Origin of the sequence: Rhodococcus sp. KRD175 (assembly GCF_017168275.1) — a bacterium.
Taxonomy (GTDB): domain Bacteria; phylum Actinomycetota; class Actinomycetes; order Mycobacteriales; family Mycobacteriaceae; genus Rhodococcoides; species Rhodococcoides fascians.
The window spans coordinates 55,822-80,544 of the sequence record NZ_JABFAQ010000002.1 but is presented as its reverse complement, the minus strand read 5'-3'; the positions used below and the strand labels follow the sequence as shown (position 1 = coordinate 80,544).

Genomic DNA, 24,723 nt, shown 5'->3' with positions numbered 1-24,723 from the left:
CCGGTCGTCACATCACCGAGATCGCCGTCATCACCAAACCGTCGGACACCATCCATCGACCGTCGAAAGCCGTCAACGGAGGTCCGGATACGGTGTCGCCCGGGACCAGCAGTTCGGATCGAAACGTTCCCGAGATGTCGTCGCCGCTGCCGGTGCGCTCGAAGGTGATGTGCGCGTCCTCGAACCCCAGCCAGCGACCGGTCAGCGGCTCCCAGGCCTTGTACGTCGCCTCCTTGGCGCAGAACAACACTCGATCCCAGTGGACGTCTTCTCGGCCCGCGGTCGAGAGCCACTCGCGCTCGGCTTCGAGGCTGACCGCGTCGAGCACGCCGTCGGGAAGAGGTCCGTGTGGCTCGGCATCGATTCCCACCGAGCGAACCTGCATGGCGTAGCCCAGAACGGCACCCCGGTAGCCGTCGCAATGCGTCAACGACCCCACCACTCCCTTCGGCCACTGCGGTGCGCCGGAGGTGCCGCGCATGATCGGCGCGGGCTCCACACCGAGCTTCTGCATCGCCACACGCGCGCAGTGTCGAGCCGAGGTGAACTCACGCTTGCGCTTGTCCACCGCCTTGGCGACCAACGGCGCTTCGAGTGGGTGCGGCATCAAACCCGGTGGATCGGTGAACAATTCGGCCGAGACAACACCATTGGGGAGAATCGATTCGATCACTGGCCTGCCCTCATCTTCTCGACCTCTGCCTCCATCTCGGACGTCACGGTGAAGTGCCCGCCCCATTTGTTCAACGTGCCCGGCGGATACTCGGGAACCGGAAGAATTTGGCGCAGAACGTTGTTCGGCAGTCCACGGCGCTGCCATTCGCGCGGGTAACCCACCGAGACCTCCTCGAAGCGGACGCCGTCGTAGTAGGTGGTCCGCGGGATGTGCAGGTGACCGTACACCGAGCAGATCGCGTTGTACCTGGTGTGCCAGTCCGCCGTCAGCGTCGACCCGCACCACAGGGCGAACTCCGGGTAGAACAACACCTCGGTCGGCTGACGCACCATCGGAAAGTGGTTGATGAGCACGGTGGGAACCGTGGTGTCCAGCGCGTCGAGGCGCTCGCGGGTGGCGTCGATGCGGGCATGGCACCAGGCATCGCGCGTCGCATACGGCTGAGAGGACAGCAGGAACTCGTCGGTGGCGACGACGTTCTTCTCGCGCGCGATCGCCAGCCCGTGCTCCTTGTCCCGCGCACCCTGCGGGAGAAACGTGTAGTCGTACAGAAGGAACATCGGCACTATCGTCGCGGGTCCACCTTCGCCTTCCCAGAGCAGGTAGGGATCCTCGGGAGTGACGACGTCGATCTCGCGGCAGAGATTGACCAGGTACTCGTACCGAGCCGCTCCGTGGATCTGAACGGGGTCCTTCACCGTCGTCCACAACTCGTGATTGCCCGGAACCCAGATCACTTTCGCGAAGCGGCTGCGCAGCAGCTCGAGCGCCCATTTGATGTCGTCGGTCTTCTCCGAGACGTCTCCGGCGACGATCAGCCAATCCTCGGGTGACTCGGGATGAATATCCTCGGTGACAGGTCGATTGCCTCGATGTCCGACATGAATGTCGCTCACTGCCCATAACTTGGCTGCCACTGATGATCCCTTCCGATGCACTCGGCCGCCGACGTCGAATCGCCACAACCGCCCAGAACGTACCAACCTCCAATACTCCCCGGAGATTCCGCAGCGGTGCACGCGGGGTGAACCGCTACGGTTCGTCGAGCGGCTCCGAAAGAAGGATCCACGCAGCAACGACCGCAGATTCGGGTATATGGTGCCATCCATGACGCTTTTGCGGATAGCTGCAGGAAACGGCATCGTGCGATGACGGCACCGCCGATACGCGTACGCGACGCCGCCGCACTGCTCGGAGTCAGCGACGACACCGTCCGCCGGTGGATGGACAGCGGGACCCTGCCCTCCCGCGACGACGAGACGGGCCGCAAGGTCGTCGACGCGCGCGCTCTCGCGCAGTACGCCCGCGAGCACGCCGCTCCCCCGCCCGAGGTGGCATCGGGCGGTAGCTCGGCCCGGAACCGACTCGTGGGGCTGGTCACCGACGTGGTCTCCGACGCGGTCATGAGCGAGGTCCGCATGCAGTGTGGGCCGTTCACCATCGTGTCCCTGATGAGTACCCGATCGGTCCAGGAATTGGGGCTCGAACCGGGCTCCATCACCGTCGCGGTCGTCAAGGCCACGACCGTCATTGTCGAAACTCCCTAGAACCGAAGGACGATGTCAGTGAAAAACATTCGAGCGGTTCACGGTGCTCTGGTCGCGGTCGCCCTGATGCTTGCAGGGTGCGCGGCCGACCCCGCTGCCGAGGACGCTCCGCAGGACGGGGGTTCGAGCACGCTGACCGTGTTCGCGGCGGCATCACTGCGCTCGACGTTCACCGCCCTCGGCACCCGCTTCGAGCAGGAACATTCCGGCACTACCGTCGATTTCAGCTTTGCGGGCTCCTCCGATCTGGCCGCGCAACTGGTCAACGGTGCACCTGCCGACGTGTTCGCCTCTGCCGATACCAAGAACATGAGCACGATCGTCGATGCCGGCCTCGTCGCCGGCGACCCGGTGGATTTCGCCTCCAACACCCTCACCATCGTCACTGCCCCGGGTAACCCCAAGGCCGTCCGGTCGTTCGCCGATCTGGCGAAACCCGATGTGCTGACGGTGATCTGCGCGCCGCAGGTGCCGTGCGGCGCGGCCACGGCAGCCGTCGAGAACGCCACCGGAACCGACATCCCGGCAGTCAGCGAGGAGTCGTCCGTCACCGACGTTCTGGGCAAGGTCACCTCCGGTCAGGCCGACGCCGGACTGGTGTACGTCACCGATGCAACGGGGGCCGCAGACGCCGTCAGCGCCGTGCCTTTCCCGGAATCGAGCGGGGCGGTCAACACCTATCCGATCGCAGCGTTGAGCGGATCCGACAACGTGGACGCGGCCCGCGCCTTCACCGACTTCGTCGCCGGACCGATCGGCCGTGAAATGCTGACGCAGGCCGGTTTCGCGGCACCGTGACCGGGCACGCCGCGGGCACAGGTCCGACCGTAGGTGTACCCGGATGGATATTCGTCCCTGCCGCTGCCGGAGCACTTCTCGTCGTCGCACCGTTGGCCGCGATGTTCACCCGAATCGACTGGACGAACTTCTTCGGGCTCATCACGTCCGAGTCCGCAGTAGCCGCGCTGCTGCTGAGTCTGAAGACGGCCTCGGCAAGCACGGTGTTGTGCGTGCTCCTGGGTGTGCCGATGGCGACGGTCCTCGCCCGCGGTTCGTTTCGCGGTCTGTCGACGCTGCGTTCCCTCGTCGTCCTCCCACTGGTGCTCCCCCCGGTGGTCGGCGGCATCGCCTTGCTCTACACGTTCGGTCGCCAGGGGCTACTGGGCGAACATCTCGATGCCTTCGGAATCCGGATCGCGTTCACCTCGACGGCCGTGGTGCTCGCCCAGGCCTTCGTGTCGTTGCCCTTCCTGGTGGTCAGCGTCGAGGGCGCGCTGCGCACTGCCGGGGATCGATACGACGTGGTGGCCGCAACCTTGGGCGCACCCCCTACGACGGTCCTGCGCCGCGTCACCCTCCCCTTGATCCTGCCCGGGTTGACGTCCGGAATCGTTCTCGCGTTCGCGCGCGCACTGGGAGAGTTCGGCGCGACGCTGACGTTCGCCGGTTCTCTCGAGGGAGTGACCAGAACCCTGCCCCTCGAAATCTATCTGCAACGCGAGTCCGACCCCGACGCAGCGATAGCCCTGTCGCTCGTCCTCGTCGTCGTCGCGGCAGTGGTGGTCCTGGCCGCTCGCGGTACTCGAACGACGGGAACACCATGAGTTCGCTACACCTGCGCGCCACCGTCGCGGCCCGGGGCGTCGATCTCGAGCTGGATGTCGCCGAGGGTGAAACAACGGCGATCCTGGGACCGAACGGCGCAGGTAAATCCACACTGCTGCAGCTCGTCGCGGGCCTGGTGCCACCCGACGACGGCATCGTCCGCCTGGGCGAGGACGTTCTGACCGACACGGCCGCAAGGACGGCCGTTCCGGTGCACGCCCGCGGCATCGCGACTCTGGCACAGGAGACACTGCTGTTTCCTCACATGACCGCACGGACGAACGTCGCATTCGCACCACGTAGTTCCGGCGCCGACCGGAGGACGGCTAGGGCAGTGGCCGATCGATGGCTCGACGCAGTCGGAGCCTCTCACCTGGCCGAGCGCCGCCCGGCACAGCTGTCCGGGGGCCAGGCTCAGCGGGTTGCCATCGCCCGCGCACTCGCCGCCGATCCCCGACTCCTCCTGCTCGACGAACCGCTCGCCGCGCTCGACGTCGACACGGCCCCGGCCATCCGGAGACTGCTGCGCACCGTACTCCGAGAGAACGGTCGTACGGCACTGATCGTCACCCACGATCTGCTCGACGTCGTCGCACTCGCCGATACCGTTGCCGTCGTCGACGGTGGACGCGTCGTCGAACGCGGTTCGGTCGCCGACGTTCTCACCGCCCCGCGAAGCGAGTTCGGTGCTCGCATGGCCGGGGTCAATCTGATCTCGGGCCACGCACTCACCGTCGGCGACACCACCGCGCTGCGCACGCCGTGGGACACCGTCGTGCACGGCTCGGGGCAACACGGTTCCGGGACGCCGGTGGTCGCAGTCTTCTCCCCCGCTGCCGTTTCGGTACACCTCACCGCGCCGCACGCCAGCCCGCGCAACGTCTTCGAAGTAGTCATCGAGGAGATGGAAGTGCAGGGCTCGGGCATCCGCGTCCGAGCTCGTCCGCACCCCGACGGCACACCGGGTATCGCGGCAGACATCACCGCCGCCGCGGTGTCGGAGCTGGGCCTGGAACCCGGCCGACGGGTGTTCTTCGTCGTCAAGAGCCGCGAGGTGGTGCTGCATCCGGCCCTGGTGTCACGGCGGTGATGCATGCGAACGCGATCAGTCTCGCAGTTGCCGATCGCTACCGGTCACGAGCCATTTACCCGACAGCACTCGACCGGCGACCGCGACCATGCGCAGGCAGACGAACACACCCAGACCCAGCCAGATGCCCACGACACCCCAGTCGAACACCAGGGCAGACCAAATGAACGGCAGGAACCCGACGATCGCACACGCCATCGTGGCGTTACGCAAGAACGCGGCATCGCCGCTGCCCAACAGCACCCCGTCCAACGCGAACACCACACCGGCGACCGGAATGATCGCCACGAAGATCCACCAGATCGCCTGCATCTGATCGATCACCGAGACGTCGGTGGTGAACAATCCCGGGACGACCGGCTGCCCGGCGGCGAACACCGCGGCCAGGATCACCGCGAAGACCGTCGACCATGCCGTCAACCGGCGAGCGAGCGCACGCGCATCCTCGGTCCTGCCCGCACCCAGGGCCGCTCCCACGAGTGTCTGCGCGGCGATGGCCAACGAGTCGAGCATCAACGACACCAGGTTCCACAGATGCAGCACCACCTGATTTGCCGCCACCGATGCGGCACCGAATCTCGACGCGACCGCTGCGGCAGACAGGAAGCACGCCTGGAACGCGAGACTGCGCACGATCAGATCGCGGCCGAGTACCAGCTGCGCCCGCATGACCGACCAGCGCGGGCGCAACGGCGCACCCGACCGCCCGAGGGCACCGACGAACAGAGCGCCTGCGACACCTTGGCCGATGACGTTCGCAACGGCCGAGCCCACCAATTCGAGCCGGGGAAATCCGAGCAGGCCGTGGACGAGGAGTGGACACAGCACCGCCGACACGCCGAAACCGAGCACGACGAACCGCAATGGTGTCGTCGTGTTCTGCACGCCGCGCATCCAGCCGTTCCCGGCCAGCGATATCAGAATGAACGGCACCCCCACCAGCGCCACGCGCAGCCACAGCAGTGCCTCCGCGGCAATGTCACCGCCACCGGCCAATAGCGACACGACGGGGGCGGCGAACAACTGGACCACGAGGACGATCGCGAGACCGATCGCCACCGCCAGCCACGTCGCCTGCACCCCTTCCCCGACGGCGTCGCGCTCACGACCGGCACCGTGCATGCGCGCCGCACGCGCAGTGGTTCCGTAGGACAGGAAGGTCAGCTGCGTGCTGACCTGAGCGAGGACGAGCCCCCCGATCGCCAGGCCGGCCAGAGCCAACGCGCCGAGCCGCCCTACGACCGCCGCGTCGAACAGGAGGTAGAGGGGTTCGGCGGCCAGAACTCCGAGCGATGGAAGCGACAGCCCGAGAATTCTGCGAGCCGTGACAGGGGTGGAACTCACGACGCCGACAAGGCCTCACGCAGCGCATCGATCACGTCGGGGAGCTCACCGGTCGCGGTGTAGCCCGCGGCGTTGTGATGCCCACCGCCGCCGAACCCGGTCGCCACTGCAGATACGTCCACCTGCGTCTTGGATCTGAGCGACACCACCCAGACCGACCCGAAATCCTGCTGCTTCAACACCGCGGCCACCTCCGCCTCGGAGGTGGTCCGCACGATGTCGATGACACTCTCGATCTCCTCCGACCTCAGACCGGCCGAATCCTCGCTCCGGATGACGGCGTACACGAGCCCCCGTCCGCCCGCCGCGTCGGGCAGCAACTCGGCCGAACCCAGTACCGCCCCGAGCATCGGCAGCCAGTCGAAGGGGTGCGTATCGAGGAGGCGACGGGCGATACGTGCACCGTCGATGCCGGTCGCGAGCAACCTCTCCGCGAGCAGATGCGAACCCGGCCGCACCCACCGGAACGACCCGGTATCGGTGACCAGACCCGCGAACAGCAGATGCGCCAGGTCCGCATCGATGTCGACACCCCACCGATCCAGCAGGCGGACGATCACGGCCGTGGTGGATTCGGCGGACGCGCGGACGACGTTCAGTGTTCCGAACCGCGTATTACTCCGGTGATGGTCGATGACCAGGGACTCCGATGCGGAGTCGAGTCGCTCGCCGAGCGAACCGAGTCGACCTCGGCTTCCGGCGTCCACGGTGACCACCAGATCGACCGATTCGGCCACCTTCTCCGGCTCCACCAGCAGATGCCGGTTCGGTAGCTCTTCCATCGATTGCGGCAGAAACGCGGGCGCGGCGAACGCCACCTGCACCTGCGCGCCGCGACGTTCGAGTACCGAACCGATTGCCAATCCGCTGCCGATCGTGTCGGCATCCGGCTGGACATGGCAGAGCACGGTCACCGAGGAAGCGCGCTCGAGCATCTCGATCGCACGCGCCAGATCCTCGTCCAGCTCGAACTCCGAACCAGAGCCATCGGACATCTCAGTCGGCTTCGGCTGGCTCGACGGCTTCTGCATCGCCGCGATCCGCGGGGGACTCCTCGCGGGGAGCCTTGTACGGGTCCGGGTCTCCGGCAGGCTTCGCGTTCGCCCGGGCGCGAGCCAGCTCCTCGTCGGCTGCGCGAGCGCGTTCGAGCAGCTCTTCCATGTGCCGGGCGGTGTCGGGGACGGTATCCGTCACGAACGTCAGCGTCGGAGTGAACCGCACACCGGTACCGGCTCCGACCTTCGAGCGGAGAACGCCCTTGGCCTTCTCCAGACCCGCCGCAGCTCCCTGCAGATCGGGCGGGGTATCGAGATCCTCGCCCATCACGGTGTAGTACACCGTGGCGTCGTGCAGGTCGGCCGTCACCTTCGTGTCGGTGATGGTCACGAACGCCAACCGTGGATCTTTGATCTCGTGGTCGATCGCCGTCGCAACGATAGCGGCGATTCGCTTGGACAACTTACGAGCCCTGGCCTGATCCACCACGACAATCACACTCCTCTTTCATGGCCGGACGTCACTGCAATGCGACGTCTCGGCGATTACGCTCCAACATTCGCCGAACACGTTCGACGAACTCCCCGATCTAATCCTCGGGGCCGAAAATTCTCCGGCGTACTGCCAACAGTTCCAGATCCTGACGCTCGGCGACGTGCCGCTCGCACTCGTCGAGCTTGTCGTGTAACAGGTCGACGTTCGTGCCCGCCGCTGCCACGCCCAACATCGAACGCCGAATACGTTCTCGCTCACCGGTTTCGGCGGCAGACACTCCCAGCCTCTGCAGATCGCCGAGAACCGGTTCGACCATCGACCGTTTCTCGGCGAGCGAACGCACGTCCCCCAACAACACGTCCAACTCCAAAGCACCCAGATACACGCTGACGTCGCCCCTTCGATCAGCTCCGACGACAAAGCCGGTGGCGGTACATATGTCGTACCACCACCGGCTCGTCCCCGGAGTGCAGTGTCACTCCCCTGGCTTCACCACCGAGCCGACGCGACCGGGAACGGAGCTGTTCAGCTCCGGACCTGTTCTAGTCGCGCGGCTTTTCACGGAGCTCGTACGCCTCGATGACATCGCCCACCTTGATGTCGGAGTACGTCACCGTCAAACCACACTCGTATCCTTCACGAACCTCGACTGCGTCGTCCTTCTCGCGGCGAAGCGAGGAGATCGTCACGGTCTCGGCCACGACCGCATTGTCACGGAGCAGGCGCGCCTTGGCGTTGCGACGGATCGTACCGGAGGTGACGAGGCAACCGGCGATGTTTCCGACCTTCGAGGAACGGAACAGCGCGCGGATCTCGGCCTGGCCCAGTGCGACCTCTTCGTAGATCGGCTTGAGCATGCCCTTGAGGGCCTTCTCGATCTCGTCGATGGCCTGGTAGATCACCGAGTAGTACCGAATGTCGACGCCCTCGCGGTTGGCGAGTTCGGTTGCCTTGCCCTCGGCCCGCACGTTGAAGCCGATGATGATCGCGTTGGATGCCGACGCCAGGTTGACGTTGGTCTCCGTGACGCCACCGACACCGCGGTCGATGACGCGCAACTCGACTTCGTCGTCGATCTGGATACCGAGCAAGGCCTCTTCGAGCGCCTCGACGGTGCCCGAGTTGTCACCCTTGAGGATCAGGTTGAGCTGCGAAGTCTCCTTCAGAGCTGCATCGAGATCGTCGAGGCTGATGCGCTTGCGACTCTTGGCCGCCAGAGCATTGCGCTTACGGGCATTACGGCGATCGGCGATCTGACGGGCGATCCGGTCCTCGTCGACGACCAGAAGGTTGTCGCCTGCACCGGGCACCGACGTGAAGCCGATGACCTGAACGGGCCGGGACGGCATCGCTTCGGTGACGTCCTCGCCGTGCTCGTCGACCATGCGACGCACGCGGCCGTAGGCATCGCCGGCGACGATCGAGTCACCGACGCGCAGCGTTCCGCGGGCGATGAGCACCGTGGCCACCGGACCGCGACCGCGGTCGAGGTGTGCCTCGATGGCGACACCCTGGGCATCCATGTCCGGGTTGGCACGCAGATCGAGTGACGCATCGGCCGTCAGCAGCACCGCTTCGAGGAGGGCATCGATGTTGGTGCCCTGCTTGGCGGAGATGTCGACGAACATCGTCTCGCCGCCGTATTCCTCGGCGACCAGACCGTATTCGGTCAGCTGCTGCCGGATCTTGTCCGGGTTCGCGCCTTCCTTGTCGATCTTGTTGACCGCGACCACGATCGGCACGTCGGCCGCCTGGGCGTGGTTGATGGCTTCGACCGTCTGCGGCATGACACCGTCGTCGGCCGCGACCACGAGGATCGCAAGGTCGGTGGCCTTGGCACCACGAGCACGCATGGCCGTGAAGGCCTCGTGACCGGGGGTGTCGATGAAGGTCACGAGACGCTCGTTGCCTTCGAGCTCGGTCAACACCTGGTACGCACCGATGTGCTGAGTGATGCCGCCGGCCTCGCCTTCGCGCACCGTGGTGTTACGAATCGAGTCGAGCAGTCGAGTCTTACCGTGATCGACGTGGCCCATGACGGTGACCACAGGGGGACGCTGCTCGAGATCTTCCTCGCCGCCGGCATCTTCGCCGTAGGTGAGGTCGAACGAATCGAGCAGTTCGCGATCCTCGTCCTCGGGACTGACGACCTGCACGACGTAGTTCATCTCGCCGCCGAGAAGCTCCAGCGTCTCGTCGTTGACCGACTGCGTCGCGGTGACCATCTCACCGAGGTTGAACAGTGCCTGCACGAGTGCAGCGGGGTTGGCGTCGATCTTGTCTGCGAAGTCCGACAGCGATGCTCCGCGCGCGAGACGAATGGTCTCGCCGTTGCCGCGGGGCAGCCTGACGCCGCCGACTGCGGGAGCCTGCATGCTCTCGTACTCGGCGCGTTTCGCCCGCTTCGACTTGCGACCGCGGCGGACTGCTCCGCCGGGCCGACCGAACGCACCTGCTGCTGCGCCACGCTGACCGGGACGGCCACCGCCGCCGGGACGGCCACGGAAGCCACCTGCGGGAGCGCCACCTGCCGGTGCACCACCGGGAGCGCCGGGAGCGCCACCGCCGCGGTAGCCACCGCCACCGCCGCCGCCCGGACGTCCACCCGGTGCGCCGCCGGGGCGACCGGGACGTCCTGCTGCGGGGCCGGGACGTGCCGAACGAGTCGGCATCGCACCCGGATTGGGGCGAGGAGGCATGGAGCCCGGGCTGGGCCGAGGTCCGGCCTGACCCGGTGCGGGACGGGGGCCGCCCTGTCCGGGAGCCGGACGAGCGCCGCCTGCCGGTGCGGCCGGGCGGGGTCCGCCCTGTCCGGGAGCCGGTCGTCCGCCGCCGGGGCGCGGAGCACCGGCACCGGGAGCGGGTCGCGGGGCCGGTCGTTCGACCGGAGCCGACGAGTACGGATTCACCGCAAACGCCGTCAACGGCGCCTCGGCAAGCTCACCCCTATCGAGTTTGAGACAATCAACCGGACCGCACACGCGGCCTGAATCGCTCAACCCCACTAGTCAACTGAAGTCGGGGCAGTCCCGACAGTCGATGCCGGCCCTTTGCATGCTTGGGGTCGAGACGTGATTGCCTTCGGGGCGTTGCCTCAGTCTGAATGGTGCAAGTCTGCCCACTACCTACGCACATTGTTCGCATGATCAAGCAGGACGCGAGAGGCTGCCTCACACTGAGTAGCTCTCTCACAAGTCGTACGCGACGGCGTCGCCGATGACGCAGATGGCGACTCTGTCGCCGGGCGTCAGAGCCGTGGTGCCGAAGCGACGTACGGTGATCCGCTGGGCCATGGCGGTGTCCGCGGTGTCGAGGCGGATCCCGAGCAGCATCTCCGATCCGAAGTACTGCACGTCGACGATGGTCCCCGATGCACCCATGCCGTCGGGTGCCACCTCGATTTGCTCTGGTCGCAACAGGATTCGGGCTGTGCCTTCGATGGCGTTGAAGGAGGGGGCGATGTCGACGTCGCCGAGGGCGCAGCGGGCACGGCCGTTCTCTATGTGGGCCGTCAAGATCACGGCGTCACCGATGAATTCCGCGGTGGTGACGTCCACAGGGCGGGAATAGACCTCACGAGGTGTACCGATCTGTGCGAGCCTGCCCGAGTTCATCACCGCAACCCGGTCGGCGAACGACAGGGCCTCGGGTTGATCGTGGGTGACGAGGATGGTGGTGATCGCGGCCTTGGCGAGGACGTCGGCGACGATCCGTCGGGTGTTCGCCCGCAAGCCGGCATCGAGTGCGGAGAACGGTTCGTCGAGCAGCATCAATTGAGGTTCACGCGCCAGCGCCCGCGCAAGGGCGACCCGTTGCTGCTGGCCGCCGGAAAGCTGGTCAGGTCGACGTGACGCGTAGGACGAATCCAGCGACACCATCTCGAGCAGTTCGGTAATCTTCGAGACGGTCCGGGCACGGCGTGGCAGGCCGAATCCGATGTTCGCGCCGACCGTGGCGTGTGGGAACAGTGCCCCGTCCTGGGCGACGTACCCGATGGACCTTCGGTGCGCAGGCGTCCAGCCGGTTCCCGCGACGACCTTCCCGGTCAGTGCGACGGTGCCTGCGTCGGGTCTGTCGAAACCCGCGATCAGACGCAGCAGCGTCGTCTTACCGCAACCGGACGGTCCGACGATGGCTGTGGTGGATCCAGCCTCGACAGCGAACTCAACTCGACGTAGCACCGTCACAGGACCGAACGACTTGTCCAGCCCATCCACCTCCAACGCGTATGTCATAGTCCTGCCGCCTTTTTCGACTGGGAGAAGAGAACGTAGGTCATGGGCAGCGACAGCACGATCATGATCAACGCGTACGGAGCAGCCCCCGAGTAGTCGATCTCGCTGCTCAGCGACCAGAACTGCATCGACAGCGTGCGGGTTCCGGTCGGTGCCAGCAGCAATGTTGCGGTCAACTCGTTCACGATCCCCAAGAACACCAACGCACCGCCCGCTGCGGTGGCCGGTGCAGCCAATCTGAGAGTCACCCGAAAGAAGCTCGACAGCGGTGACAGACCCAGTGACCGAGCCGCCTCGTCCAACCCGACGGGCGCTTGCGCGAGCCCGGCGCGCAGGTTGACCAATGCGCGTGGCAGGAAGAGCAATGCGTAGGCCGCGATCACGACGACAACTGTTTGATACAGCGGATTTGCGTACCGAATGGCGGTGGTGACGAACGCCAACGCAACGACGATGCCGGGCAACGAACTCGAGATGTAGGTACCGCCCTCGAGGACACGGCTGAACCGTCCGCGGTGGCGAATCGAGATCCACGCGACCGGGAACGCGAGTGCACACGTAATGACCGCACCGGCAATTCCGAACCCGAGCGTTTGCAGCAGCGCGGAAGAGACCTCGTCCCACTCCCACACCGCGCTGCCGCCGATGACAAGCCACCGCAGAACACTGGCGATCGGGACTCCGAGAGACAGTGCGATCAACATCCCCAGGAAGACGAGCGCGATCGGCGAGTACTGCCAACCGAGTTCTGCAGGCACGGCCGGGCGGGCTGCACCCGAGCCGATGCGGGCATACCTGGCACTGCCACGCACAACCGCTTCGATCACCAACAGCGTGAGGCACAGCAATACCAGCACCCCGGCGAGCATAGTGGCCGCAGCTCCGTTGAACGTCGATTGATACTGCTCGAAAATCGCTGTCGTGAAGGTGTCGAATCGGATGAAGACGAAGGCACCGTATTCGGCGAGTAGGTGCAACGCGACCAGAAGCGCTCCGCCGGCGATCGCCAGCCGCAACTGCGGCACCACGACGCGAAAGAACACTGCCCACGGTCCGATTCCGAGTCCTCGCGCCGATTCCTCGACCGCGGGGTCGAGCCTGCGAAGCGTCGCGGCAACGGGAATGTAGACGAGCGGAAAATACGAGAGCGTCGCAATCAGAACGCCGCCGCCCAGTCCGCCGAGGGAAGGGATCGCCGTCACCCACGAGTAGCTGTTCACGAACGCCGGGACAGCCAGCGGCGCGGCAAGCAATACCGCCCAACCCTTCGCTCCGAATACTCGTGTGCGCTCGACCAACCAAGCAGCCGCGACGCCGATTGCGACACAGATGGGCACCGTGATCACTACCAACATCACGGTGTTGGCCAACAATTCGCGGACCCGCGGCCGGAACAGCAGCGCCGACGCGGTGGCCCAGCCGGTGTCCACGCTCTCCACGATCACGTACCCGAGCGGGATGAGCGAGATCACCACGACAATCACTGCGGTGACAGCCAGAGGCAAGGGCATACGCGGCCGGCCTGCTGAGCGACGCAGCTTGTCGGCCGGCCCCCGTTGTTCTCGACCGTTCGTCGTTGGAATCAGAGCAAACCGGCTTCGGTCATGAGCTCGGTGACCTGCGGGCTGTTGAGCGTCGCCGGGTCCACCTGCGGTGCCTGCAGTTCGATCAGAGGAACCAGATCCGCGTTGGCCGGCACTGCGCTGCCCACCGAGTACTCGAACGACGTTCCGTCCCTGAGGATTTGCTGGCCTTTCGGTCCGGTGACGAACGCCAGGAACTTCTGTGCTGCATCTTGTTTCGCGCTGGATTGTAGGACGCCACCGCCGGAGACGCTGACGAAGGCACCGGGGTCTTCGTTCTTGAAGTAGTGCAGGGCGACGTTACTGCTGTTCTCGCCGGTCTTGGCCTGATCGCCGAACCAGTAGTAGTGGTAGATCACGCCGCCGGGGATCTCTCCGGCGTTGACGGCTTTCATCACCGTGCCGTTGCCGTTGTAGGCGCGGACGTTGTTCTTCATCCCCTCCAACCAGGTGCGTGTAGCGTCCTCGCCTTTCAACTCGAGCAGCGCACTGACTATGGCTTGGAAATCGGCTCCCGACGGCGATGCTGCCCAGCGGTCCTTCCAGGCGGGGTCCTGCAGGTCGAGGAGTGAGGCCGGGAGCTGATCGGGTGCCAGCATGTCCGTGTTGTAGGCGAACACGGTCGAGCGGGCGGCGATACCCGTCCACTTGCCGTTCGACGGGCGGTATTGGCTCGGAACCTGGGCCAGCACGGCCTGGTCGACGTCGGTGAACAGACCCGCGTTCTCGACGAGCGTCATCGCCGGAGAGTTCTCCGTGAGGAACACATCCGCTGGCGATCGGTCACCCTCCGCTACGAGTTGGTTGCCGAGTTCGGTATCGCTCCCTTGGCGCAGGTCGACCTCGATGCCGGTCTCCGCGGTGAACGCGTCGGCCCATTCTTTCGTCAGCGACTCGTGTTGGGCGTTGTAGACGGTGATCCGGTTGTCCCCGCCCGGGTCGGACTCAGCGCTCGAACACCCCGACACCGTCAACAGTGCTGCGGTCGCCAGTGCGAGGCCCGCCATCAGTTCGATCCGCTTGCTCATCGTCCGTCCTTCGCATTTACCGGACCACCTCCGGTCGTCCCCGCCGCCATGGTACTTAGAGGATTGGCAAACCTAATGCCCGGCCCTGCCCCGCTCCACGGTAGACGGGCGAGCACGAAGGTCGCAGCCTGCCAGTAGACAACCCCCACGACGATCGACAGGGCGAATGCTGTCCAGGGATGGTCGTCGCGCAGCGGTAGATAGACCTGAAAATGGGTCAGGTAGATGTAGAGTGACGCGCTTGCCAACACCCCCGCAACCCGGCCCACAACTGCGGGACATGGGACGGATGTGAGCCACACCAGCAGGCAAAGTCCGACAATCACGATGACTTCTCGCTGGATGTCGCCGAAGAAGAACCCGGGAATCGATAGCACGATCGCCGCGGTGACCCCCACTCGATGCCACACGGTCTGCGCCCGTGCGGCGGCCCAGCCGAGGGCGAACAACCAGAAGACAACCGCCGCGGTCAGAATGCGATTGCGGCTGTCGTCGATCTCGATCAATCCGTAACGGGTAACCAGGCCCAATGCCACCAACCCCATAGGAAACCAGAACGGGTGACGGCGTTCGAGACGTGCGACCGCCGGAACATAGAGCACAGCGGCGGCTACGAGGACGATGTACACAATCGCCTCGACGAACCAGTATCGCCATTCGACAGACCAACCGTCCGGGCCGAAGATTCCGTTGAGCAGCAATGCACTGGTGATGCGGTAGTCCCCGGTCAGAGCGATGACGGCCCCGATCCACACCATGCTGGGGATGGCGATCCGAGCGACGCTGCGCACCGCATTGCGTGCGCGGGCGGTGCGATCGACCGCGCCGAGGTGGAAGCGGGCGAAGTTGTAGCCGGCGATTCCGAGAAGCACGTGCGCCCCGCCGAGCACCGAAAACAGGTGTATGTGCGAGCCGGCGATCAGCACGATCGCAAGGGCGCGCAGCACAACGTTGGTCTCCACCCGTCGCCAGCCGCGGCGCAGGTGCGGTGCCTGAACGAAGTCCACGACTCGGGTGTTGTGCCAGTCCGCCGGGAGGTGACCGAGCAGCTCCTCCAGCCGAATGGACATCCGCACATACGACAAAGAGTCACCGCCCAAGCTCACGAACGTGCTGTCGTCGTCGACCCTTGCGTGATGCAGGACCTCGGCATACATCGCTTTGACATCGGTGGTCTCGGGCTTTGTCTTCGTCGAGGTGGGCTGAACAGGGCCGGGCTTGCCTGCGAATTCCGCGACCGCTCGCGCATCGGGTTTGCCGGTGGAGGTGCGCGGCAGCTCATCGACTACACACACCCGAACTGCTGTTGCGGGAAGGCCGCTGAACTGGGCTGTCAAGCGTCGCACGTCGTCGACGTCAGCGTTCTCCGCGACGACGACGAGTTCGTCCGTGCCGTCGGTGCAGCACACGGTCAATCCCAGGTGTGCGAGCGCGGACTCGACGCGGTGCAGATCGATACGTAGACCGAACACTTTCGCGAAACCGCTGCGTCGGCCGACCACTTCGTACAGTCCATCGGCCGTTCGCCGGGCCAGGTCGCCTGTTCGCAGCTCGCCGGCGAGCGTGTCACCCAGGCGCAAGTCGCCGGGGTCGTGTGCGTAGCCGAGCATGACGTTCGGCCCCGAATAGACGAGCTCACCCGTCCCGTCCGGGGCATCCGCGACCGGATCGAGCCGAAAGGACCCGCCGGGAATCGGCCGTCCGATGGAATGCGGATGAGCGGCGGCAAGATCCGGTGGCAGATACGCCATTCGGGCGGTCGCCTCCGTTTGCCCGTACATGACGAACAAGTCCCATCCCTGGCGTCGGCCCAGCTCGGCATACGTGCGGACGCGATCGGGCGACAGCTTTCCGCCGGCCTGCGTGACGTACCGCAGGTCGTGAAGATTCAGCTGGTCGAACCCGATACGGTCGAGCAGATCGAAGGTGTACGGCACACCCGCAAAGGTGGAGGCGCGGTGGGTGCGCGCAAGGCCCCACAGTCGAGGATCAGTGACCGAAGAGTTGGTCAGAATCAAGGCAGCACCGCGCAGGAGGTGGCTGTGGACGACCGAAAGCCCATAGCAGTAGTGCATGGGTAGCGTGGTCACGGCACGGTCGGTGGGTCGGATGCCCAGGTATTCGGCAATCGACTCGGCGTTGGCCTGCACGTTGTCGTGCGAGAGACGGACGAGTTTGGGTGATCCGGTCGAACCCGAGGTGCTCAGCAGCAACGCGAGATCAGGGTGCAGCTCATGTCTGGATTGTCGATCGAATTCCTCGACGACCGTGTTGCCGTCGAGGGTGCGCACCACCACATCGGGCCGATATGTGTCGATGAGCCCGTCGAGATGGTCGGGATTGTCGTCCGAGGCCAGCAGTACGGGGTGTCCTGCACGCAGCGCCGCGAGGTAGGTGACGACGACCTCGACCTTGTTGGTGCCGGCGATCAGTACCAGACGACGGCCACGTCCAAGTCTGGCCGCCTGCCGGTCGATGCGCTCGTCCAGGTCGCGGTAGGTGATCGTCTCGTCCACCGATATCAGACCCGGTGCGTCACCGAATCTGCCCAAATCGTGCGCTAAGCGCACACTGGGGCGTTTCGGGCGGTTGAAGTCTCTGGGCACCGAGCGAGTCTATAAGGGCTGCCGAACCTAACCTTCCGGCGACGAATACGACTCCGCGCCCGCGCGGACGAGCGTGGCTCGTCTGTCCACACACCGCTCGGACACAGATGATCGGGGTCAGCGACGCCTACTCGGCGGTCGATTCGGCAAGTCCGGTCCGATTGTCGCACCGTGGTCGATCTGATGATCGCCGACGGATCGACCGAGTATCGATGCGCCGCCCTTTGCTCACCCTCACGCTTCGATCGATGGCATGGAGGTGACGCCACCGGGCGGTGGCGGGAACCGATCTGAGTCGGGCCGTAGCGGTTCCGCAGGCTGCGCGCGAGCGGGTGTCGGTCATGACGCGGCGGCGATCAGCCGGGCGAGAACTCCGGATTCGAGGAGGATGAAGAGACCCAAGCCGATGAACACCGCTGGGACGAGCCAGTGCTCGACCCGTTCGAGAGTGTCGACGACCTTCCTGCGAGTGCCCAGCAGCCTGCCGGCGTAGCACCAGATCCCGACGCAGATCAGGAACACGGCGATGGTGACTGCGGTCTGTGGTGGACCGAGCGTCCGAAAGACCGGGGTGTAGACGGCGATGTTGTCGGCACCGTTGGCGATGGTGATGGCAGCAACGCCTGCCATTCCGGTGGCAGCGACCGGGGGTTCGTCCTCGTCGTCGCTGCGCAGCCAGCGGATCAGCGTCCAGAGCCCCAGCGACAGGGGCAGCACACCGAGTAGCCCGACCCATTCTTGCGGCACGATCACCAGTCCCAGAGCGGCGACGACGCTGGTCGCGACGAGGGTGATCAGGCCGAGGTACTGGCCGGTGACGATCTGCCACGCCCGCGGCCTACCCTGGCTGGCGGAGGCGACGAACAGCACCGTCAGCACGACGATGTCGTCGATGTTGGTGCCGGCGAACATCGCCACTGCCGCGGCGATGGTGGTGATCACTGCCGCACCGGGCGTCGGTGAGGATGTAACCGGACGCCCCCGGTGCCGCACGCGACCGTCATGGAGGTCGATCGGATTCGAGGTCGGGGAGCAGTCATACGGATCGTTGCTCCGTGCCCGTGGGATCGACGCGGGTTCGGCCCTCCCGGAGCGACGCGAGGACGACCAGGACTACGCCGCATGTGAGGTAGGTGTCGGCGAGGTTGAAGGTGGGCCACCATCCGGTGTGGAAGTAGTCCGTCACGCGGCCGTCGGCAGCGCGGTCGATGACGTTGGCGGCCGCTCCGGCGACGACCGCCGACAGCCCCACCGTCCCGGTCAGTGAGCCGACGGGGACGGTGCGCCACGCGTACACGGCGATGGCGAGAGTGATGATGGCGGTGACCGCGATGATGACCCCTGGCGGCAGCCCGTTCCCGACGCTGAAGGCGACACCGCTGTTGTAGGCAAGCCTGAGTTGCAGCAACCCCAGTTCGATGACGCGGCCGTCGGAGAGTGCGCGGCGGGCGACGGGGTCGGCCGCGAGTGCCGCCGCGACGAGGACGGCGACGACGATCGCCAGGGTCCACCGGGATCGAGTCGCCGAGCGTCCCCCGGTCGAGACACCCGGCATCGGGCCCGAAGTGGGGTCTGGGCTCATGTCCAGGCCTCGGCTGCTGCCGGGGCAGGTGCGGGCACCGCTGCGGCGGACAGGGGGTGGGTGCGGCCGGCGCGGACTCCGTTGGCGATGACCACGATCTCGGCGAGTTCGTGCACCAGCACCACCGCGGCCAGGCCGAGGATTCCGAACAGGGCGAGCGGCATCAGCACGGTGATGATCGCCAGCGACAGCCCGACGTTCTGCAGCATGATGCGTCGGGATCGGCGCGCGTGGGCCAGGGCGTGCGGCAGGTGCCGCAGGTCCTCACCCATCAGGGCGACGTCGGCGGTCTCGATGGCCACGTCGGTGCCCATGGCGCCCATGGCGATACCGAGGTCGGCGGTGGCCAGTGCGGGGGCGTCGTTGACGCCGTCGCCGACCATCGCGGTCGACCGGCGGCCCTTCAGGTCGCCGATGATGCGTGCTTTGTCCTCCGGTCGCAGATCCGCGTGGACCTCCTCGATGCCGACGTCGGCGGCCAGTGCGCGGGCGGTGCGTTCGTTGTCCCCGGTGAGCATCGCGACGTGGTACCCGTCGCGGCGGAGACCGGCGACGACTTCCGCGGCTTCGGGTCGCAGTTCGTCGCGGACCGCTATCGCGCCGAGGGTGCGGCCGTCCTGTTCGACGAGGACGGCGGTGGCTCCGGCGTGCTGCATCCGTTCCACGTCCGCGGCCAGCGGGCCGGGGTCGATCCACCCTGGTCGGCCGAGGCGGACGTCGTCGCCGCAGAGGCGGCCGGTGAGGCCGGCTCCGGTGACTGCGACGACGTCGTCGGCGGGTGTGTGGTCGTCGACGGCGGCGAGGATCGCCGCGGCCAGGGGGTGCTCGCTGCGCACTTCCAGCGCTGCGGCCACGGCGAGGACCTGTTCGCGGGTCGCACCGTCCGCGGTGGCGACGTCGATGACGACCGGCTTGTTGCGGGTCAGGGTGCCGGTCTTGTCGAGCGCGATCACGCGGATGCGGCCCAGCGCCTCAAGAGCTGAGCCTCCCTTGACCAGGACGCCGAGTTTGCTGGCGGCGCCGATCGCCGCGACGACGGTGACCGGGACGGCGATGGCCAGTGCGCACGGTGAGGCGGCGACGAGGACGACCAGTGCGCGTTCGATCCATACCCGTGGTTCGCCGAGCAGGCTGCCCACGGCGGCGATGAGGGCGGCGGCGACCATGATTGCCGGCACCAGGGGCCTGGCGATCGTGTCGGCCAACCGCTGAGCCTCACCTTTGCGGGACTGCTCGGCCTCGACGATCCGGACGATCTTGGCCAGCGAGTTGTCCTCGGCACGTGCGGAGACCTCCACCTCGAGAACGCCGGTTCCGTTGATCGCCCCGGCATACACGTCGTCGCCGGGCCCGGCCTCGACGGGCACCGATTCGCCGGTGATCGCCGAGGTGTCGAGCGCGGTGGTGCCGCGGCGGATGGTGCCGTCGGTGGCGATGCGCTCGCCGGGCTTGACGATCATCATCTCCCCGAGCATCAACTCGGTCGGCGACACCGCCTGCTCGAGGCCGTCTCGTCGGACTGTGGCGGTGTCGGGAACCAGGGACAACAGTGCCCGTAGACCTCGCCGTGTGCGGGCGACCGCGTACTCCTCGAGGCCCTCGCTGATCGCGAACAAGAACGCGAGCATCGCGGCCTCGCCGACCTCACCAAGGATCACGGCACCGACCGCCGCGATGGTCATCAGGGTGCCGACACCGATCTTGCCGCGCGCGAGCCGCCGAAGGGTCGACGGGACGAAGGTGTAGCCGGCGACGATCAACGCGAGTGATTCGAGCACCAGGGTCAGCCGATCAGGGCCGCCGATCCAGTCAATGATCAGCCCTGCCGCCAGCAGTGCACCGGCCACCGCGGCAGCTCGGATCTCGGTGATCTGCCACAGCTTGTCGGGTTCGTGCTCCTCGTCGCCGTCCAGGCGGGGTTCGTCGTGGCCGCAGCCGCATGCGTCGCTCATCCGGTCACCGCCGACCCGGCGGGCGCGGTGCCGTAAACCGGGCAGAGTGCCACCGCGTTCCCCGTGACGGCGAGGAGGGTCTCGGCCGAAGCGAGCAGGTCCAACAGTTCCGGCCGGACGAGGGAGTAGAACACCTGCCGGCCCTGGGGGCGACCGACGACCAATCCGCAGTCCCGCAGGCACGCCATGTGCGCCGATACCGTCGACTGTGCCAGCCCCAGCTCGCTCACCAGGTCCGCTACACGCACCTCCCTGCTGGCGAGACGGCGAACGATAGCCAACCGTGTCGCATCGGAAAGGCTGTGGAACAACGACACTGCCGCATCGAAAGTCGACGTGGAACCGCCGGGCAGGCGGCCATCCTTATTGATCGTCATGCAACGATGATAGCATCTAAGCCCGGTATGATCGCTATGCGTGAATGCTCGGCCCCGGTCTCGTCGGCACGAGTCCGATCCTCGTCGTGCCGTACTGAGACAGGACGACGGCACGACGAAGAACACCTCCGTGGTGTGGGACCCGGTCACCGGACCTGCGGACGCACGCGACAAACCGCAGTTGCTCCGTACGGCGCGGTCGAGATCGCCGACTTCCCGATCGCGGTGGCACCTGCTACGAAGGCGCTTTCGATTCCCTACTCGCCGAATCCGTCCGAGACGGCGAGGAGGCCGAGGTCAACCAGCTGCATTGCGGGTCGAACGGCGCGCCGACGCGTCGGGAGTGTCGTCGAGACGATCGAACGCACCGGTCATTGCGGCATGCAGCTCGGTGAGCTGCGCGATCGACTCCTCCTCCCGGGTGATGTGCTCGCGCAGTGTTGGCCGCAGCCCGGTCTTCACAGCGGCGCAGGAGTCGTTCTCCCATGCGCGCAGCATCGTCTTGATCTGTGGCAGCGTCAGTTTCGAGCTTTTCGCGGCGGTGATGAACGCCAACCGTTGCTGTGCTCGTTTGTCGTAGACGCGGTACCCGTTCGGGGCTCGGTCCGCCGGCAGCAGCCCCTCGCTTTCGTGGAAGCGCAGCGTCGTCGCCGGCACCCCGTCGCCGAGGAGAGTTACGAGATCAGATCAGCAGGGCTTCGGCAAGCCTGGTCTTCGTCCGTACGCAATCGTCAAAGACTGCGCTCGCCCTGTCGATTCGTTCTGTACGACGCCGCGCGAGAGGCTCGCCCGGCAAGCTTCCCCCGACTTTCGGGAAGTCGGGGGAAGTATCCTATCGCAGGTCGTCAGCCGGTCAGCAACACATCATTGCGGCGCACATGTCCCCACACATGCCGGTGGCCATCATGATCTGGCAATCCCACCACGTCTGCAGGTTGGTCATCAGTTCGGTCATCGGAATCTCCCTCAATTCTGGTCCCGAGGAGACGGGACATCACGACCATATACTGAGTACGTACATAGATAGTAGATGTCGTGTTACCGACGACCCTAGGATCAGGAGACGACAGGGCAGGAGGCGATAGGTGCGGGTGAACGGATTCGGTGAACTCGAGGCGGTAGTGATGGATCGCCTGTGGGCCCGCGGTGCGCGAAGCACCGTGCGGGAGTTGTTCGACGAATTGGCCGAGCAGCGGGTGATTGCCTACACCACGGTGATGTCGACGATGGACAACCTGCACCGTAAGGGCTGGTTGGAGCGCACCCGTAGGGGCAAGGCGTTCGACTACTGGCCGACGTTGTCTCGCGAGGAGCACAGTGCCCGGCTGATGCGTCACGCGTTCGCTGCGGGCGGCAAGTCGGACCTGGTGCTCACCCATTTCGTCGAGCAGATGAGCGACGAAGAGTCGGAGCGTGTGCGAAGAGCGTTGCGCAGACTGACCGACCCCGGCCAGTCGCGATGACTCTGACTCTGTGCCTGCTGCTCTACGGGCTCGTGGTCTCGGTAGCCGGTCCGCCTGTGCTCGCGCGACTGACCCGCCGGGGCATCGCTCCGCAGCTCGGGATAGCTGCCTGGAGTGCAGCAATGGCGGTGGTGATCCTGACCTGGACCGGCGCGGCGATCATGCTCGTCACCGAAGCGGTGCATTGGAACAGAGACGCTCACTGGGTGTCAGCGTGCGTCGTCGAGGTGCTCCGGTCGATCGACGGCCGTGCCGCAGCACTGCTTCAGGGAACACTGATAGCAGTCTCCGCGGTCGCTGCGGCGGCGCTTCCGTTGGTGGTGTGGAGGGCTGGGCGGGGCATGCTGCGGATGCGAACGCACACGCTTCGCCACGCCCGGACGGCGAGGGTGATCGGCCAACGCCTGCCCGGTACCGACGCGGTGGTCGTCGACACCGCGGATCGGCTCGCCTACTGCGTTGCTGGCCGTCCGAAGACCATCGTGATCACTACTGGTGCCCTGGATGCACTCGTCCCGGATCAGTTAGGCGCCGTCTTGGCGCACGAACGTGCTCACCTAATCGGTCGCCATCACCTGCTGCTCGCCTCTGTTCGCGGACTCGCCGCGGCAGCTCCATGGATGCGGTTGTTCCGCGACGGGGCGACCGAGATCGCCCTGCTGCTCGAGATGTGCGCGGACGACAGCGCTGCCCGCTCCCATGGTCGGCGGGCGCTACTCGGTGGTCTGCTCGCCCTCACTGGTTCGTCCGTCGCTCCCGCGGGTGCCCTCGGCGCGAGCGGAGGCGACGTGCTCGCTCGTGCTCATCGCCTCACCGTCGCTGTGTCCACCCCCGTGCACGCGCGGGCCCGCACCCAACTGTCCTTGATCGTCCTCTCGATCACCGCGAGTCCGATCGTGTTCGGTGCCCTCGCCGCTGCGGGTGTGATCATGTGTGGTCCGATGGGCTCTTGAGTGGTCCTGCCAAGAGCGGGTCGATCGGTCAGTGGTGACGGCAGTCGCCGCGCCGAGCCAATTTCAATCGTGCGCCCTCGTCCGTCGAGCGACGGGTAGAACTGTCCCTCGGGTGCGGGGGCGTCGTTATGCAAGGCGATCAGGTTGCCGTCGGTGTCGACGGTTGCGAACTGCGTCGATCCCTGGTCCGTCGAGACGGGACGGCCCGCATCTGCGGGATGAAGAACGCCCGCACGGGACATCTCGTCGGATCGACGACCGCCGGATTCAGCGACGTCCGCGACTCCGCACTCAAAAAGGGATGCGGGCCCCCGAGCACGGCTGTATCACCTTCATTGTTCGGTGTCACCGAAGGCATTAACAGCACGCCGAACACCGTCAGTGCTTTCAGCAAACCGGCCTCCGGAGCTGTGCCCCGTCGACCATGCCGATCAGCTGACTGTATGTCACCGACGATACCAATGAGTACCCCCTGGGGTATCCCGATTCGGGTGTCAGCCGAGGATGGCTTCCCGGAGCTGAGCCATGCTCGGCGCACCCGCCGGCCCGTCACCTGTCATGTACACACGGCAGGCCAGACCGACTGCGGCGGATGTGTCGCCCATGACGTCGACGCCGTCGACGAGAACGGTCGGAGAGCCACGAAAACGCACCTGTTCGGCCATGTCCACCGTGTCCACGCGTTGATAGACGAGCACGGCGTCCGAGTGTTCCGCGGCGAGGAGCTGCAACCGTTCAGCAGTGACCGTCCAGTTCGGGCAACCGTCGAAATACTGCAGGGTGATCTCCATCCACCCACGGTATATCCGTGCTGAAGTTGGCAGCGCACAGGTCGTAGAATTCGATTACGCGGAAGGAGACGGAGTGCCGAACTTCTCCCGTCACTCTCGACGGAAAGGGCTTGCTCATGAATCTGTCCAGTGAGAGTGACGGCACCTCGGCCTGTTCCTGCTGTGGTCGCGATTTCCCGACCGTGAAGTTGCACTCCCTGGCAGGGGGAGCTGCCTATATCTGCCGACGTTGCGGACTGTGGGTTGCGATCCGTCGACGCTAGAGAGAACAGCGTGGGTGTACCGCTCTTCAGTAGGCTGCCTGCACCGATACGTCGTCTCGGCCATGGCGTACCGCCGTACGCAACCGGCGCGCGTCGCCCGTGCGGCTCGATCCGGCCCGTACCAAAGCCCGGGTCGG

The 24,723-nt window shown here is 66.0% G+C and carries 22 protein-coding genes and 1 pseudogene; 6 read left to right on the top strand and 17 right to left on the bottom strand.

The genetic code is table 11. From position 1 onward, the window contains the following. Positions 1-7: 7 nt before the first annotated feature. Positions 8-673: a 4'-phosphopantetheinyl transferase Npt gene (npt, locus tag J1M81_RS01015; RefSeq protein WP_032370820.1), complete on the bottom strand. Its 666-nt coding sequence runs from the start codon at positions 671-673 to the stop codon at positions 8-10. Further along, positions 670-1,593, bottom strand: coding sequence for a metallophosphoesterase (locus J1M81_RS01010; protein WP_032372597.1), 924 nt, complete (start codon positions 1,591-1,593; stop codon positions 670-672). Before J1M81_RS01010 ends, npt begins: the two co-directional genes overlap by 4 nt. Before the next feature lie 231 nt (positions 1,594-1,824). Between J1M81_RS01010 and J1M81_RS01005 the strand changes: the two genes are divergently transcribed. The 4 genes from J1M81_RS01005 to J1M81_RS00990 are packed head-to-tail and all read left to right on the top strand — an operon-like array spanning position 1,825 to position 4,918. Then, positions 1,825-2,223, top strand: coding sequence for a molybdopterin-binding protein (locus J1M81_RS01005; RefSeq protein WP_032372598.1), 399 nt, complete (start codon positions 1,825-1,827; stop codon positions 2,221-2,223). A 12-nt stretch (positions 2,224-2,235) separates the two neighbouring features. Further along, on the top strand, positions 2,236-3,021 hold the full coding sequence (gene modA / locus J1M81_RS01000) for a molybdate ABC transporter substrate-binding protein (RefSeq protein ID WP_032372599.1): 786 nt from the start codon (positions 2,236-2,238) through the stop codon (positions 3,019-3,021). Then, a complete protein-coding gene (locus J1M81_RS00995) occupies positions 3,018-3,827 on the top strand; it encodes an ABC transporter permease (RefSeq protein WP_032372600.1) in 810 nt (269 codons plus the stop codon). The genes modA and J1M81_RS00995 overlap by 4 nt, the downstream gene beginning before the upstream one ends. Further along, the gene (locus J1M81_RS00990; RefSeq protein WP_032372601.1) at positions 3,824-4,918 is read left to right on the top strand and encodes a sulfate/molybdate ABC transporter ATP-binding protein; all 1,095 of its coding nucleotides are present in this window, start codon (positions 3,824-3,826) and stop codon (positions 4,916-4,918) included. Before J1M81_RS00995 ends, J1M81_RS00990 begins: the two co-directional genes overlap by 4 nt. A gap of 15 nt (positions 4,919-4,933) precedes the next feature. Here J1M81_RS00990 and J1M81_RS00985 read toward each other — a convergent pair whose 3' ends face one another. The 14 genes and pseudogenes from J1M81_RS00985 to J1M81_RS00920 all read right to left on the bottom strand — a co-directional run bounded on the left by J1M81_RS00985 (position 4,934) and on the right by J1M81_RS00920 (position 21,773). Then, on the bottom strand, positions 4,934-6,262 hold the full coding sequence (locus J1M81_RS00985; protein WP_032391521.1) for an MATE family efflux transporter: 1,329 nt from the start codon (positions 6,260-6,262) through the stop codon (positions 4,934-4,936). After that, positions 6,259-7,257, bottom strand: coding sequence for a bifunctional oligoribonuclease/PAP phosphatase NrnA (locus J1M81_RS00980; RefSeq protein WP_206497472.1), 999 nt, complete (start codon positions 7,255-7,257; stop codon positions 6,259-6,261). Before J1M81_RS00980 ends, J1M81_RS00985 begins: the two co-directional genes overlap by 4 nt. 1 nt (position 7,258) lies before the next feature. Then, a complete protein-coding gene (gene rbfA / locus J1M81_RS00975) occupies positions 7,259-7,747 on the bottom strand; it encodes a 30S ribosome-binding factor RbfA (protein ID WP_027496749.1) in 489 nt (162 codons plus the stop codon). 100 nt (positions 7,748-7,847) lie between these two features. Beyond that, positions 7,848-8,138, bottom strand: coding sequence for a DUF503 domain-containing protein (locus J1M81_RS00970; protein WP_027496748.1), 291 nt, complete (start codon positions 8,136-8,138; stop codon positions 7,848-7,850). A 157-nt stretch (positions 8,139-8,295) separates the two neighbouring features. Then, positions 8,296-10,659, bottom strand: a pseudogene (infB, locus tag J1M81_RS00965) (translation initiation factor IF-2); the annotation flags it as partial. 282 nt (positions 10,660-10,941) lie between these two features. Further along, a complete protein-coding gene (locus J1M81_RS00960) occupies positions 10,942-11,988 on the bottom strand; it encodes an ABC transporter ATP-binding protein (protein WP_008709885.1) in 1,047 nt (348 codons plus the stop codon). Next, complete coding sequence (locus J1M81_RS00955) at positions 11,985-13,499, bottom strand: iron ABC transporter permease (RefSeq protein WP_206497471.1); 1,515 nt, start codon at positions 13,497-13,499, stop codon at positions 11,985-11,987. The genes J1M81_RS00960 and J1M81_RS00955 overlap by 4 nt, the downstream gene beginning before the upstream one ends. A 71-nt stretch (positions 13,500-13,570) precedes the next feature. Beyond that, complete coding sequence (locus J1M81_RS00950; protein WP_008709882.1) at positions 13,571-14,599, bottom strand: iron ABC transporter substrate-binding protein; 1,029 nt, start codon at positions 14,597-14,599, stop codon at positions 13,571-13,573. Next, positions 14,596-17,205 (bottom strand): AMP-binding protein, encoded by a 2,610-nt coding sequence (locus J1M81_RS00945; protein ID WP_230558229.1) that lies wholly within the window; start codon positions 17,203-17,205, stop codon positions 14,596-14,598. The genes J1M81_RS00950 and J1M81_RS00945 overlap by 4 nt, the downstream gene beginning before the upstream one ends. A 339-nt stretch (positions 17,206-17,544) precedes the next feature. Further along, positions 17,545-18,147 (bottom strand): cadmium resistance transporter, encoded by a 603-nt coding sequence (locus J1M81_RS00940; protein ID WP_008720461.1) that lies wholly within the window; start codon positions 18,145-18,147, stop codon positions 17,545-17,547. A gap of 94 nt (positions 18,148-18,241) precedes the next feature. Then, positions 18,242-18,787, bottom strand: coding sequence for a signal peptidase II (locus tag J1M81_RS00935; RefSeq protein ID WP_008720462.1), 546 nt, complete (start codon positions 18,785-18,787; stop codon positions 18,242-18,244). Next, positions 18,784-20,739: a cation-translocating P-type ATPase gene (locus J1M81_RS00930; protein ID WP_008720463.1), complete on the bottom strand. Its 1,956-nt coding sequence runs from the start codon at positions 20,737-20,739 to the stop codon at positions 18,784-18,786. The genes J1M81_RS00935 and J1M81_RS00930 overlap by 4 nt, the downstream gene beginning before the upstream one ends. Beyond that, complete coding sequence (locus tag J1M81_RS00925) at positions 20,736-21,116, bottom strand: helix-turn-helix transcriptional regulator (protein ID WP_008720464.1); 381 nt, start codon at positions 21,114-21,116, stop codon at positions 20,736-20,738. The genes J1M81_RS00930 and J1M81_RS00925 overlap by 4 nt, the downstream gene beginning before the upstream one ends. A 297-nt stretch (positions 21,117-21,413) precedes the next feature. Beyond that, the gene (locus tag J1M81_RS00920) at positions 21,414-21,773 is read right to left on the bottom strand and encodes a MerR family transcriptional regulator (RefSeq protein WP_008720465.1); all 360 of its coding nucleotides are present in this window, start codon (positions 21,771-21,773) and stop codon (positions 21,414-21,416) included. Positions 21,774-22,201: 428 nt separating this feature from the next. On the opposite strand from J1M81_RS00920, the gene J1M81_RS00915 reads away from it, so the two are divergent. Next, a complete protein-coding gene (locus J1M81_RS00915; RefSeq protein ID WP_008720466.1) occupies positions 22,202-22,579 on the top strand; it encodes a BlaI/MecI/CopY family transcriptional regulator in 378 nt (125 codons plus the stop codon). Then, the gene (locus J1M81_RS00910) at positions 22,576-23,532 is read left to right on the top strand and encodes a M56 family metallopeptidase (protein ID WP_008720467.1); all 957 of its coding nucleotides are present in this window, start codon (positions 22,576-22,578) and stop codon (positions 23,530-23,532) included. Before J1M81_RS00915 ends, J1M81_RS00910 begins: the two co-directional genes overlap by 4 nt. A gap of 494 nt (positions 23,533-24,026) precedes the next feature. Here J1M81_RS00910 and J1M81_RS00905 read toward each other — a convergent pair whose 3' ends face one another. Continuing rightward, positions 24,027-24,323: a hypothetical protein gene (locus J1M81_RS00905; protein WP_008720468.1), complete on the bottom strand. Its 297-nt coding sequence runs from the start codon at positions 24,321-24,323 to the stop codon at positions 24,027-24,029. Positions 24,324-24,723: the final 400 nt, after the last annotated feature.

Coding starts and splice junctions, on each gene's coding strand:
- J1M81_RS01005 (WP_032372598.1), top strand. CDS start 1,825: ATGACGGCACCGCCGATACGCGTACGCGACGCCGCCGCACTGCTCGGA.
- modA (WP_032372599.1), top strand. CDS start 2,236: ATGTCAGTGAAAAACATTCGAGCGGTTCACGGTGCTCTGGTCGCGGTC.
- J1M81_RS00990 (WP_032372601.1), top strand. CDS start 3,824: ATGAGTTCGCTACACCTGCGCGCCACCGTCGCGGCCCGGGGCGTCGAT.
- J1M81_RS00980 (WP_206497472.1), bottom strand. CDS start 7,257: ATGTCCGATGGCTCTGGTTCGGAGTTCGAGCTGGACGAGGATCTGGCG.
- J1M81_RS00960 (WP_008709885.1), bottom strand. CDS start 11,988: ATGACATACGCGTTGGAGGTGGATGGGCTGGACAAGTCGTTCGGTCCT.
- J1M81_RS00955 (WP_206497471.1), bottom strand. CDS start 13,499: ATGCCCTTGCCTCTGGCTGTCACCGCAGTGATTGTCGTGGTGATCTCG.
- J1M81_RS00950 (WP_008709882.1), bottom strand. CDS start 14,599: ATGAGCAAGCGGATCGAACTGATGGCGGGCCTCGCACTGGCGACCGCA.
- J1M81_RS00935 (WP_008720462.1), bottom strand. CDS start 18,787: ATGAGCCCAGACCCCACTTCGGGCCCGATGCCGGGTGTCTCGACCGGG.
- J1M81_RS00930 (WP_008720463.1), bottom strand. CDS start 20,739: ATGAGCGACGCATGCGGCTGCGGCCACGACGAACCCCGCCTGGACGGC.
- J1M81_RS00925 (WP_008720464.1), bottom strand. CDS start 21,116: ATGACGATCAATAAGGATGGCCGCCTGCCCGGCGGTTCCACGTCGACT.
- J1M81_RS00910 (WP_008720467.1), top strand. CDS start 22,576: ATGACTCTGACTCTGTGCCTGCTGCTCTACGGGCTCGTGGTCTCGGTA.
- J1M81_RS00905 (WP_008720468.1), bottom strand. CDS start 24,323: ATGGAGATCACCCTGCAGTATTTCGACGGTTGCCCGAACTGGACGGTC.